Source organism: Pirellulales bacterium, from assembly GCA_036267355.1.
Lineage (GTDB): Bacteria > Planctomycetota > Planctomycetia > Pirellulales > DATAWG01 > DATAWG01.
The window spans coordinates 1-13611 of record DATAWG010000060.1 but is presented as its reverse complement, the minus strand read 5'-3'; the positions used below and the strand labels follow the sequence as shown (position 1 = coordinate 13611).

The 13611-nt window shown below is 62.6% G+C and carries 9 protein-coding genes; 8 read left to right on the top strand and 1 reads right to left on the bottom strand.

The features are described from left to right. The 7 genes from VHX65_09575 to VHX65_09545 all read left to right on the top strand — a co-directional run. Positions 1 to 666, top strand: a 666-nt coding sequence (locus tag VHX65_09575) for a response regulator transcription factor (protein HEX3998786.1), incomplete at its 5' end; no start/stop codon positions are given. Positions 667 to 738: 72 nt separating this feature from the next. Continuing rightward, positions 739 to 2406 (top strand): ATP-binding protein, encoded by a 1668-nt coding sequence (locus VHX65_09570; protein ID HEX3998785.1) that lies wholly within the window; start codon positions 739 to 741, stop codon positions 2404 to 2406. Positions 2407 to 2756: 350 nt separating this feature from the next. Next, a complete protein-coding gene (locus VHX65_09565) occupies positions 2757 to 3821 on the top strand; it encodes a methyltransferase (GenBank protein HEX3998784.1) in 1065 nt (354 codons plus the stop codon). A 209-nt stretch (positions 3822 to 4030) separates the two neighbouring features. After that, positions 4031 to 4309, top strand: a complete 279-nt coding sequence (locus VHX65_09560; GenBank protein ID HEX3998783.1) for a PqqD family protein — start codon at positions 4031 to 4033, stop codon at positions 4307 to 4309. Between the two features lie 52 nt (positions 4310 to 4361). Further along, positions 4362 to 5567 (top strand): ATP-grasp domain-containing protein, encoded by a 1206-nt coding sequence (locus tag VHX65_09555; protein HEX3998782.1) that lies wholly within the window; start codon positions 4362 to 4364, stop codon positions 5565 to 5567. A 47-nt stretch (positions 5568 to 5614) separates the two neighbouring features. Further along, positions 5615 to 7015 (top strand): alanine racemase, encoded by a 1401-nt coding sequence (locus tag VHX65_09550; GenBank protein ID HEX3998781.1) that lies wholly within the window; start codon positions 5615 to 5617, stop codon positions 7013 to 7015. Between the two features lie 375 nt (positions 7016 to 7390). Then, on the top strand, positions 7391 to 9643 hold the full coding sequence (locus tag VHX65_09545; GenBank protein ID HEX3998780.1) for an urea transporter: 2253 nt from the start codon (positions 7391 to 7393) through the stop codon (positions 9641 to 9643). Positions 9644 to 9660: 17 nt separating this feature from the next. Here the strand turns inward: VHX65_09545 and VHX65_09540 are convergent, their stop codons facing one another. Continuing rightward, positions 9661 to 11607, bottom strand: coding sequence for a phospho-sugar mutase (locus VHX65_09540; GenBank protein HEX3998779.1), 1947 nt, complete (start codon positions 11605 to 11607; stop codon positions 9661 to 9663). 431 nt (positions 11608 to 12038) lie between these two features. Between VHX65_09540 and glmM the strand changes: the two genes are divergently transcribed. Beyond that, a complete protein-coding gene (gene glmM / locus VHX65_09535; protein ID HEX3998778.1) occupies positions 12039 to 13385 on the top strand; it encodes a phosphoglucosamine mutase in 1347 nt (448 codons plus the stop codon). Positions 13386 to 13611: the final 226 nt, after the last annotated feature.

Here is a 13611-nt window from a genome sequence, read left to right as displayed (position 1 = left end):
ATGCGAATCCTTGTTGTCGAAGATGAGCCGGATCTGTTGAGCGCGGTCGCGCAGACATTGCGCGAGGCGGGGTATGCCGTCGATGAGGCTTGCGATGGCAAGATCGGGCTGTATAAGGCGACCACCTGGGATTACGATGCCCTCGTGCTCGATCTGATGTTGCCGGGCAAGAATGGCTGGGAAGTGTTGGGCTCGCTACGGCGGGCCAAAAAAACGCCCGTGCTGATCCTCACCGCCCAGGATGCCATCGGCGATCGGGTTCGCGGGCTCGATGCCGGGGCCGACGATTATCTCGTCAAACCGTTCGAGTTGAGCGAGCTAATGGCCCGGCTGCGGGCCTTGATCCGTCGCAGTGCCGGGCAGGCAAGCCGGCAGATCGAGATCGGCGATGTGACGATCGACACCGCGGCGAAAACCGTCGTCCGCGACGGGCAACCGGCCGGGCTGACCGCCCGCGAGTATGCGTTGGTCGAGCTGTTGGCCCTGCGGCGGGGCCAGCTCGTCACGCGAACGCAAATCTACGAGCATCTGTTTGACGAGAATGAAGATTCGCTGTCGAATCTCGTCGACGTGCATGTGTCGAACGTTCGCAAGAAATTGGGCAAGGATTTTATCACCACGCGGCGCGGGCAAGGATACGTGGTCGAGGGTGAGCGGTTAGGGTGAGCGGTTAGGGTGGTTGCGGCCGAAGGCTGCGCTAGGGTGAGGGGCTAGAGACGGGGCGGGCGAGGGCATGCAATGTTTCGATCGATCCGCTGGCGACTGCAGGCTTGGCATGCGCTGATTTTGCTTGGCGTCGTGGGATGTTTTGGCACTTGGCTTTATTGGCAAGTGCGGCGGGCGGCCATTCGCGAAACTGATGCCCGGCTTCAAGCGGGCGCCCGATTCTTGGCGGCAACGTTGCAGCGATTTCCGGTGTTCGAGTTGGAAGGAACGGGGCGACCAGCGCCCCCGACCGGCCGCGGTGCAGATCGAGCCGGCACTGGTCGGGCCGGCGAACCGCTGGATCCGGAAGGCCGCCCATTGCCGCCGCCCGGCTTTCCACCGCCGGGCGCTCCCTTTCGGCCAGGTCCCGATCAGGATGGCCCGCGGATCGACGACTTCAATCGTCCGGATGCCCCGGCCGATCCGCAGGTGCCCTCGCGCGAAGCACTGTTTGGCCAACTTGTGTTGCCCGATCATGCGGGTCCCGCCGCTGCAGCAGCGGCCAACGATGATTCGACCTACTTCACAGTATGGCTTCGCCACGGGTCTGTGCTGAAAGCGTCGAAATCCGCGCCGCCGCTTGCGCCGCCGGATGCCGCTTCGCTCGGGGCGCCGGGCAGCGACGAAAGCATGCAAATTCATTTGCGCAGCCGGGCCGCATTCCGCGAGGCCACGACGCTCGGCCCGCACGAAACTCGCATCCTCGTCGGCCAATCCATTGCACCGCAGTTGGCCCATTTGCACAGCTTCGCGTGGCAAATCGCAATGACGGGCGGGGCGGTGGTGCTGCTCGGATTGGCCGGCGGCTGGGTGTTGTCGCGACGCGTGCTGCAACCGATCACTGCCATGAGCAGCACAGCCGCGGCCATCTCGGCCTCGAATCTCTCGCGGCGGATCAACCTGCAGGAAGTCGATAGCGAGTTGGGGCAGCTTGCCGAAGTGCTCAACGCGATGTTTGTCCGGCTCGAAATGGCGTTCGAGCGGCAAGCGGAATTCGTCGCCGATGCGTCGCACGAATTGCGCACGCCAATCACGATCCTGCTGTCGCATTGCGAATTGGCGCTGGCCAAGCCGCGATCGGCCGATGAGCTGCGCGAGACGATCGCCACTTGCCTGCGTGCGTCGCGGCGCATGAAATCGCTGGCCGAGGGCTTGCTTACGCTGGCCCGGGCCGATGCCGGCAAACTGGGTTTGCGGCAAGACCGCGTCTCGCTCGATCGGCTCGTGCTAGAAAGCGCGGCGACGGTGCAGCCGCTGGCGGATCACAAGAATGTGTCGCTGGCTGTCGATGCGCAGCCCGTGGAAGTGATGGGCGACAGCGGGCGGCTGGCGCAAGTCGTCACGAATCTGCTCACCAATGCGATTCACTACAACGTGGCATCAGGCAGCGTGGCGGTTCGCGTGTCGCAAAACGCCGGCGCGGCAGTGGTGACCGTCGCCGACACGGGCTGCGGGATTCCCGAGGCGGATTGGCCTCATATTTTCGAGCGATTCTACCGTGTCGATAAAGCCCGTTCGCGCGAGACAGGAGGCTATGGCTTGGGGCTGGCCATTTGCAAAAGCATCGTGGAATCGCACGGCGGCACGATTTCGTTCCGTTCGCAAACCGGCAGCGGCACGACCTTCACGGTCCGGCTGCCGGCCGTCTCGCTGCCGGCCGTCTCGCTGCCGGCAACAGTTGAACCTATCGCCGGTGTGTGAAGTTGCGGCCCGCTCCCGCGGCTAGCGCCGCTTACATGTGGACAACCAACGTGAGCGGCAAGGCATTAGCCGCCGGTTAACAACGCTGCGGCTTCGTTCAGGACAAGCAAAGTATGGCTTGAGGCACGACGGACCGCATCCGGCGACGGAGTCGCTGTCGACGCAGCCCGCCGCCCGCGGCGGATGCTATCGGTGAAACGGGCAAATTTTCCGCGGGCAGCATCTCTTAATCCTGCCTTAAGGTGCGGGAATCTATACTTCCGTCGAACACTCGCCGCGGTGCAAATCGGCGAGTCGGGCCGTTGCTCTCGCCGCGGTCGCTGCGGGGAGGTTGTCTTGAGGAAATCGGAATGCACACAGCGACAGAAAATCCGGCGATTCTCGATCCGCCGCCCGGCTCGTTGCGAAATCGCGACAATCGGTTTTACGAGCTTCTGGCGGGCGGGGCGCGAACGCGCGTGCTGGAAGGCTTCTTGGACCTCAAGATTCCTGAGTTGCTCGGAGCGGAAGGCCCGCTGACGGCCGTCGAAATCTGCCGCCGGCTCAACTTGGATCCGCACCGTGGATGGAAATTCTTGCACCTCTTGGCCCTGACCGGATTGCTCGACGAGCAGGGGGCCGAACATGGCGACGACTTGGCCATTTTCGGCCTTTCGGCGGAGGCGAAGGAATTTTTCGGCGACGATGGGCGCGGCGGCTACTTCTTCCGCGATCTGGTAAACTACTGGCGCAACGTGGCGATTCTGCCGCTGGCAGACGTGCTCGCCGGCATGCCGCTGCCGAACGCCGTCCGCTGGCCGCCGCCCGGCGAAGAGGCAGCCGTCCATCTGGAAACGTGGATGCGCGTCACCGCCGGCGGGGCGATCAAAACACTTCTCCATTCGGGGGCGATGTCCGGAGCGCAGAGGCTGCTGGATGTCGGCGGCGGCGATGGCACGATCGGCTGCGCGCTCGCCCATCAAGATCCGCAATTGCGCGTGACGGTCTTCAACCTGCCGGCATCGGCCGCATTGGCCCGGCAAACGGTCGCCGTGCGGCGATTCGCGGAGCGCGTCTCGGTGCACGAAGGGAATTTCTTGGAAGACGAATTGCCGAGCGGGTTCGATCGCGTGTTGTTCAGCCGGGTGCTCACGGATTGGGAGCCGGACGTTTGCCGGATGCTGTTCGAAAAAGCGCGGCGGGCACTGGTGCCGGAGGGCCGGCTGTTGATCAATGAAGCCCTGGTCGACGGCAATTTGGATTACACGGTCGCCTGGGAATTCCGTTACCTTTTTTACGATACGTTTGGCCGGGCGATGTTCAAGCCGCTGGCGGTGTATCGGCAACTATTGGCCGATGCCGGCTTCCAGATCGCCCGGGTTTCGCCGATGCTCGACGATGCGTTTTATAGCGTGATCGAGGCCACGGCAGTGTGATGAGTTTCAATGCGGGGGATTTGGAGCCCGCAGCGCCAACAAGGAACACGGTTCACGAACTCCCTTGCTAGCGCGGCGGGCTCCGTGGGCAACTCGGCGGGCCAAAGGTCCGGCGGTTTGCTCGCAATTGGGTTACTCTCCATTTCAACGCTTTTTGCGACGTGTCGAAATTCGGCCGTGCAAATCGCTCATCTCGAAGGTTTTCACCAATGCTCGCGAAAGAAAGAACGCGGCCGAATCGGCTCAAGGATCTGATGATCAACGACAACGGGTTCGCTTTCGACCCTCGTAGCGGAATCACCTACAATCTCAGCCCGACGGGCGTCGAGGTTGTCGGCATGCTCAAGCATGGGCTCGATGGCGAATCGATCGTCGATCGCCTGACCGCGAAATATGAGGTCGCCGCCGATGCCGTTCGCGACGACGTGCATCGCTTTCTGGCCACGCTGCGCAAATACGCCCTAATCGACAGCTCCGCATCGTTCTGATTGTGCCGTTCCAATTGCGATCCTTGGGCCCGAACACGACATGCCGGCTGCTATGACCTCGACCAATTCAAGCACGATCACGATCGCCGTCAGCGGATTGAACGCCGGAGAGAATCCGCAACCCGGGCCGGGCATTATCCGCAGCCTGCGCCGCCGGTTCGACAATGTCCGCATCGTCGGACTGTGCTACGACGTGATGGAAAGCGGCATCTACGTCGCCGGCGGGCCCGATGTCGTCTACCGTTTGCCGTTTCCCTCGATTGGTTCGACGGCGCTTTTGGCCCGGCTCGAGGATGTGCTTGCCGAGCAACCGATCGATATTTTCATCCCCACGCTCGACACCGAACTGCACGGCGTGCTGAAGCTTGAAAACGAGTTGGCCGCCCGCGGCGTGCGCATGCTGTTGCCGCGATTGGAAGCCTTGCGAGCCTGCCGCAAATCGGAATTGCCGGCGCTCGCCCGCCGCTCGAATTGCAAAACGCCGACGAGCATCAATGTCGTCGATGAATCCGGACTGCTCGCTGCCGCGACGGAAATCGGCTATCCGCTGATGGTGAAAGGACCGTTTTACGGCGCCTATCGGGTCCACGACGAGCGAACGTTGATCGACCGATTCGCGTCGATCATCGCATCGTGGGGCGGGCCGGCGGTGGTTCAAGAGTGCGTCGAGGGGGGCGAATTCAACGTCATGGCCGTCGGCGACGGCGAAGGGGCCGCGAGCGGCCTTTGTGCCGTGCGCAAAACGATCCTCTCCGATCGCGGCAAAGGTTTCGGCGGCATCACCGTCTGCGACGAAAATCTAAACGACACCGCCATCGCGCTGATTCGCGAATTGAAGTGGCGCGGGCCGTTGGAACTCGAATTCATCCGCGACGATCGCACCGAATCGTTCTACCTGATCGAAATCAACCCGCGGTTTCCGGCCTGGGTCGATTTTCCGTCGACGTTCGGCCACAATCTGCCGGCGCTAGTCGTCGAGCAATTGGCGCAGGGCCGGATGTCGCATTTGCCCGACTGCCCGACCGGCAAATTTTTCATTCGCCATGCGGTCGACTTAATGGGCGACATCGCCCAACTCGGCGAACTATCGATGACCGGCCGCCTCCGCCCCACGGATTTCGAGCCGGCGCCGGCGCCTCCTCCCAATTCAATCGCCGCCCCGTATACGACCACTCCTTCTCTCACACCCGCCGCAGTATTTTCGCCACTGCCATCGTCTTCTCCGTCGTCTCCGGTGCGTCTCCCCGCCTCCGCGTGAGCCATTTCCGCCGTGAGCCTCTTCCATCCTCATCCCACAAAAACGCCATGAAAGCCAAATACGTCCCGCCCACGATCGCCCGCAATCTCTCGGGCCTGATGAGCAAGCATGGACACGTCGCGGCCGCGGGCCTCGAGCAGCCGTTCGACCAGATCGACGGCGTCGGCATCGAGGATCTGGTGCGCGCGCATGGCTCGCCGCTCTACGTGTTCTCGGAAGAGTCGCTGCGGAAGAAATATCGCGATGCGTATCGCGCCTTCAGCGTTCGCTATCCGAAGGTGCAATTCGCGTGGTCATATAAAACGAACTATTTAAGTGCGATCTGTGGCGTGTTTCATAGCGAGGGCTCGATTGCGGAGGTCGTGTCGGATTTCGAATATGAGAAGGCCCGCAAGCATGGCATTCCCGGCAGCCAAATCATATTCAACGGGCCCTACAAGAGCTACGAAATCCTTCGCCGCGCCGCCAGCGAAGGTGCGAAGATTCAAATCGACAATGCCCAGGAAATCGTGCTCCTGGAACGCGTTGCCCGAGAGTTGGGGCGAAAGATTCCCGTGGCAATCCGCGTCACCATGGAAACCGGCAATCAACCGGCATGGAAAAAATTCGGCTTTTCGTATGAAAACGGCGATGCCCTGCGGACGCTCGAGCGATTGGCCGCCAGCAACGGTTTGCGATTGGTCGGCCTGCATGCCCACATCGGCACCTTCATTCTCGATCCGCAGCAATACAAAACGGCCGCCATGGCCCTGTTGAATCTGGCCCGGCAGCTTCGCGAGCAGTTTTCGCTGCCGCTGGAATATCTCAACCTGGGCGGTGGGTTCGCCTCGGCAAGCACGTTGCACTATCAATATCTGCCCGGCAGCGAAGTCACTCCTTCGTTTACGCAATATGCCGAAGCCATCTGCGACACGTTGAACGAAAATCTTCCGGCCGATCGCTCGAAGCCGACTTTGTATCTCGAAACCGGCCGGGCGCTGGTGGATGAAGCCGGCTATCTGATTACGACCGTGCTCGATTCCCGCCGCACCGGCGAAGGCCGACAATCGGCAATCCTGGATGCGGGCGTGAACCTGCTCTACACCTCGGCCTGGTACAAATACAACATCCGCCCGGCGCGGCAGCGCGACGAGGCAAAATTTCCGACCACGCTCTACGGCCCGCTGTGCATGAATATCGACGTGGTGCGCGACGAAGTGTCGCTGCCCGCCGTGCAACCGGGCGATCGGTTGGTGCTGCATCCGGTCGGTGCCTACAACATCACGCAATCGATGCAGTTCATCACATATCGCCCCGCGGTGGTGATGGTCGCCTCGGGGGGACAGGTCGACCTGATCCGACAACGCGAAAACCTGGAGCACGTCGAAGCGCTCGAATTGCTCCCCCCAAGGCTAAACGGGCGACCCGCAAATATACATGGTCACGCACCGATAAATGGCCGGCCGTAGGCGGCCCGCATGTCACTGTGAGTGATACTGCATATGCCACTGCTGTGCCACTGCATATGCCACTGCATATGCCACTGCGTGTGCCACTGCGTGTGCCACTGCGTGTGCCACTGCATATGCCACTGCATATGCCACTGCATATGCCACTGGCAAGCGAAGTCTGCCAGTGGAAGCGCGGGTTGGCGCTGTTTAACCCAGACCCGTCGTCGGCCGGGGCATTCGTCGGCCGCCGATCGGAAGACGGAAAATTGATCGTCGGCTGGCAGGTCACACTGGCAGACTGCGCTTGCCAGTGGCACACAATGTTGCTCCTTTCCCTCGCCCCTCGTCCCTCGTCCCTCGTCCCTCGCCCCTCGCTCCTCGCCCCTCGCCCCTATGCTCCACGAACCATCTCACGACGAGCCCGCATGGCGATGGACCGTCGGCGCACTGCTGTCCAGCTACGCGACGATTTACTTTTCCGAAAACGCGTTGCTCGGCGGCGTGGTTCTTCTCTGCACGCTTGCCGCCCCGCGGCTTGGATTGATCGGACTTGCCGGAACGCTCATTTCGCTTGCCGCTGCGGTCGGGCTTGGCTTCGAGCGGCGATTCATTCGCAACGGCCATTATTTGTTCAATTCGTTGTTGATTTCGCTGGCTGTCGCATACGTCGGCTGGAGCCGGCAATTGCCGGTTGCATCGCTCGCATTGTTGCTGGTCGTGGCTTCGATCGTGGCCCTATTGTTCACCGTGGCGCTATCGAGTTTCATGCATTATCAGTTGGGCCTGCCGCCGCTGAGCTTGCCGTTCGTGATCGTGCAGCTTGGCTTGGTGTATTTGGCGTTTGCGTTTTCGACACCGGCAGCGACCGGTCCGCTTTTGATCTTGGCGCCCGATCTGGGCGGGCTGCCGGCTTGGTTGTTGTGCTTCTTGAGGTCGTTCGGCTCGATCGTGTTCTTGCCGCATGCGGCGCTCGGGCTGGCGATCCTCGTGGCCGTATTCTGTTACTCGCGGCTGTCGATTCTGTGCGCGGTGGTGGGATACATCGCCGGGATGGCGATGCTGGCGGTCATGCCAATTTCGGCGGGACTGGTCAATCCGCTGGATATCGCGTTCAATTTCTTGTTTTGCGGAATGGCGCTGGGCGGCGTGTTTTTTGTGCCGTCGTGGAGCAGCCTGCTGTTGGCGGCGTTCGGCGCGGCGGCCTGCACGGGCGTTGCCGTGGCGGAAATCACCTTCTTTCAGCACCCGCTCCGCTTTGCTCCGCTCGCGCTGCCGTTCAACTTCGTTATTCTTACGCTGCTTTATGCCCTGCGAATGCGCTCGACGAGCGGCTATCTGCATGCCGGGTCTGCGTCGCTTCGGCCGGAGGAGAATTTTCGCCGCTTCCGGCTCAATCTGGCCCGCTTTCCGCACGCGGGGCTGCCGACGATTTCGTGCCCCTTTTCGGGCCAGCGCGTGATCACGCAGGGCGTCGACGGCGGCATCACCCATCGCGGCGCATGGCGGCACGCGCTCGATTTCGAGGTGCTCGACACCGACGCCGGCGGCTTCACCGGCCGGCTGGAAGACAATCCGACCTTCAACACACCGGTTCTATCGCCGGGCAACGGCGTCGTGGCCCGCACGGTTTGCGATGTCGAAGACCGGCCGATCGGCGCAAGCAATTTCCACCACAACTGGGGCAACTTGGCGATCATTCAGCTTGATGGCGGCTCGTACGCCAAGCTCTGCCATTTGAAGCGGAATTCGCTCGTGGTTTCGGAAGGCCAACGCGTCAAGGCGGGCGATTTGATCGGCTATTGCGGCAACTCGGGCCGTTCGCCCGTGCCGCATCTGCACGTGCAATTGCAAGCCACCGCCGGCGTCGGCGCGACGACAATCCCCTTCCGCATGCGGCATTACGTGGAAACCCAGGACGGCCAACCGCAGTACCATAGCGCCGGCATCCCCGCCGAGCATTGCCGCTTGAAAGGCGCGGCAATGAACGACCGCCTCGCCGCCTTATTCGACAACCTCGCCTACCGCCGCTACAGCTATCAAGTTCACACGGCACCTTGTGAATCGCCCGCGCAGCCGGCCACGCCTGATTCCACGGCCGAGGGCCGTTCCGACCTCAAGCTTCGCAGCCTCAAAGCCTCAGAGCCTTTTTCCGACGACGTCGACTGCTCCGTCGACACGCTCGGCAACTACGTCTTTCGTTCATCGACCGGCGCGGTGCTGACGGCCTGCATCGCCGACAAGGTTTTCCACACGCTCGACTACACCGGCTCGTGCGACAGCGTGCTGTTTTACATTTGGCTCAGCCTCAGCCGGGTGCCGTTTATCGAAGATTGGGGCGTGCGTTGGACCGACTGCCTCGACCCACGGCCGTTGTTGTCCCCTTGGGCGGCGGAAGCGCTGACGCTCGCGGGACCGTTTTCCAGCTATCCGCTTGTGCGCGTGTCGAGCTATTTGGAACCGGCCGAACACTCCAACGGCGACGGCGAAGCCGACCTGTTGGCGATCTGCGAAATCGAGCACGGCATTCCGAGTTTCGCCGCTCGCACACCGATCCCGACGCGAATTCGCGTCGCCCTCTCGCAGGCCCGTTGGATCGAAAGCATTCGCGCCGAAAGCGCCGAACGGACGGTGACGATTGAAATGTAATGCACCGCCGCCGACCTTCAGACTTCCTTCGCCAGAGCGGTCAATGCGGTTTCGAGCGATTGCAACCGCTCGGCGACCGCTGCTTTCGTCTCCGCCAGGTCGCCGATTTGTTCGGGCGGCTCATAGGCGAAAAGATAGAGCTTGATCTTCGGCTCCGTGCCCGACGGCCGAATGGCCAGATAATCGCCGCTGTCGATCGGCGATTCCGCGCCAACACGTCCGCTCGGTGTTTCGCGGCCGAGATCGAGCATCACCATATCACCGCGCGGGCCTTCGAGCGGCCGGGCCCGTTCGCCAGGAGAGCGAACCGTCAGCGATTGGTAATCTCGTGATCGCAGAATCGTGAACTCGCCGAGCGGCGGCGGCAGATCGGCACGGAATCGGGCCATCAGCGACTGGATTTGCCGCATCCCTTGCGAGCCGGGCAACGTCAGCGAGATCTGCTGCTCGGCATGATAGCCGAATTGCCAATACAGCGCGTCGAGCCGCTCGTGCAGCGTTTGCCGCTTCGCCCGCAATTGGGCCGCCAACTCGGCCAGCAGCATCGCGGCCACGGCCGCGTCTTTATCGCGCACATGCGTGCCGACCAGATAGCCATGCGATTCTTCGCAACCGATCACGAACCGCTCCGGCCCGGCCTCGTCGATTGCTTGCCCAATATACTTGAACCCCACCTGTAAATTGCCAAGCGTTCGCACGCCGTAGTAATCCGCGATGCGGCGGATCATTTCCGTGGTAACGAGTGTTTTGACGACATAATGCTCGGGCGAAAGCCGGCCGGCCCGGCGGCGGGCATCGAGCACGAAATCGGTCAGCAGCGCGCCGATCTGATTGCCGTTCAACGTTTGCCATTTCGGAAAGGACTTCGGAAAAGGTGTCAGGAACCGATTCGGGCCAAGTGCCGACGCGGCAGAGACCGCCAAGTGCGAATCGGTTCCTGACACCTTTTCCGAAGCCTTTTCCGGCGCCGCGCAGCCGACGCGATCCGCGTCGGGATCGGTGGCGATCGCCAAATCGGCGCCGCTTTCTTGTCCGCGAGCCATGATCGCGGCGAAGATTGCCGGATTTTCAGGATTGGCGACGTACCCGGGAACATTCGGAAAATCGCCGTTTGGCTCGGCATGCGGCTGAAACACTTCGACATCGGTAAACCCATCGGCAGCGAGCACCGGCACCACCGACGAGCCGCCGACGCCATGCAGGGGCGAATAGACGATTCGCAACTCGCGCGGGCCCGGCAGCGATTGCGACCGCACGGCGGCGATATACTCCGCATCCGCTTCTTGCTGACAATATTCGATCCGTCCGGCCGCGACCGCTTCGGCAAATGGCATCCGGCGGATTTCATCGACCGACATCACGCGCGACGTGATCGCGGCATCGTGCGGCGGTAGAATTTGTCCGCCGGTCGACCAATACACTTTCGCCGCGTTGTCGCTTGGCGGATTGTGGCTGGCGGTGATCATCAATCCGCAATCGCAGTGAAAATGCCGCACGGTAAACGACAGCTCGGGCGTGCTGCGGAAGCCTTCGAGAAAATAAATCCGAAAGCCGGCGGCGGCCATGACCTCGCTGCAAAGTTCGGCAAAGTGGCGCGAGCGATGCCGCGTGTCGTAAGCCACCGCCGCGCGCAGCTCGGCGTTGCTGCCCCGCGCGGAGCGAACAAATTCGACGACATAATCGGCCACGCCCTGGGCGCTTTCGCCGATCGTGCGGTCGTTGATCGTGTTGGATCCGATCGGATACATTTTTCCCCGCCGGCCGCCGGTGCCAAACGGGATCGTGGTCCAAAACGCGTCGTCGAGCTCTTTCCACATGCCGGCGTCGATATGCCGCTCGACTTCCGCGGCATAGGAAGCATAACGCGGCTCGACAAGCCAGCGGCGAACCGAGGCAACGGCGTCGGCCGTGATCTTGCCGGCAGCGGCGGCAGCATCGAGTTTTTCAAGCGTGGCGGTGGACATGCCGCAGAGTCTATCGCCCGACGCTTCGCCGGGCAACGCACGATCGACGGCCGGGGACGCCGCTCGCACGGCTCCGGCCTGGGCTGGTCGAATCGGCCTTTCAGGGCGGGGCGATTTGCATTGCCACGGGTGGCTATTGTGGTATTGCCAAGCGCCACCCCGTGGGCATGGCAGCCATCGACGCATCGTTGGATGGCACCCATCCACTCAGCGACGAGCTACGCTTACATCGGCTATCCACTATACTGCTTTCTCCCCACTCCCCGCCGCGGGAGAGGGGCCGGGGGTGAGGGGAAGCACTTCGCGCCGCCGTCGAATGTAGCGGGCGGGTTTTCGCTGATTCCCCCTCACCCCTAACCCCTCTCCCGCAACGGCGAAAGGGGAACCGGCAGTTGTGCCCCTGTCTCCTATAGCCTTCAGCCTTTTCCCCCATGCCTTCCCCGATCATCAGTGTGTCCGGTCTTCGAGGCGTTGTCGGCGAGAGTTTGACGCCGGAGATTGCGATGCGCTATGCGGCGGCTTTCGCTGCCGGGCTGGCGGCCGGGCCGATCGTGCTTAGCCGCGATGGCCGGACTAGCGGGCCGATGCTGGCCGCGTCGCTCATTGGCGGGCTGACGGCGGTCGGCCGGGATGTGATCGACGCCGGGATTGCCGCCACGCCGACGACTGGTATCTTGGTGCGCCATTACCGCGCCGCCGGCGGCATCCAAATCTCCGCCAGCCACAATCCGCCGCAATACAATGGGCTTAAGCTCTTCTCGTCCGAAGGGCGCGTCATTCCGGCCGCGGCTGGCTTGCGCGTCATCGAGCGCTACAAGTGCGAGCCGCCGGCTTGGGCTCCGACCGAGCGCGTCGGCTCGCTGCGGCCATGCCCCGATTCGCTCTCGCCGCATTGGGAGTTCTTGCGGCAAACGGTCGATATCGAGCGGATTCGCCGGGGGCGGTTCAAAGTGCTTTTGGATTCGAACCATGGCGCCGGCAGTTTGTTGGCCCGAAAGATGTTCGACGAATTGACATGCCAAGCGACGATCGTCGGCGGCGAGCCCGATGGCCGATTCGCACACACGCCCGAGCCGACGGCCGACAACCTTCGCGGCATCTTGCCGCTCGTCGCACGAGCGGGAGCGGATGTCGGTTTTTGCCAAGACCCCGATGCCGATCGGCTGGCGGTGATCGACGAGAATGGCCGTTATATCGGCGAGGAATATACGCTGGCGATATGCGTCGCCCATGTGTTGCGGTCGCGGCCCGGGCCGATCGTGATCAATTGTTCCACCAGCCGGATGTCGGAGGATTTAGCCGACCGCTTCGGCATGCCGCTGGTGCGCAGCGCGGTGGGCGAGGCGAACGTGGTCGATGCGATGCTCGCGCACCGCGCGGTGCTAGGCGGGGAGGGGAGCGGCGGCGTGATCGATCCGCGGGTCGGGCTGGTGCGCGATAGCTTCGTGGGGATGATCTTGCTGCTCGATGCGATGGCCCAGCGCGGGATGAAGATCAGTGAAGTGGCCGACGAATTGCCGCGCTACGAAATCGGCAAGACGCAAATCCCCCTGCCGCGTGAGCGGCTCGCGGCGGCGCTCGATGCGCTCGAAAGCCATTTCGCCGACGCCCGGGCCGACCGCCTCGATGGCCTGCGGCTCGATTGGCCCGACCGCTGGTTTCTGGTCCGCCCGAGCAACACGGAGCCGATCGTGCGAGCGGTGGCGGAAGCCGGTTCGGCAGCGGAATCGGCCCAACTCCTCTCCGAGGCTGCCGCCGTATTGAGCCGCTTCGCCTAGCCGCAGCCATTCCAATCGTTTTCGCCCTTGCAACCGATATCCCGCGCCGCTTGCGGTTTCGCGCGTCGCGGCTGTGCTGCCGGTCGGTGTGAGCGTCAGGTTTGTGGGTAAACTTGGCCCTTAGTTTGGGTGGTCCCGCCAGAAGGATTCCCATTGGCTATCTTCGCTGAGCCACAGGGCGCGAAGGTGGCACACCGCGTCGGCGCCGTCGACGCCCCAACGCATG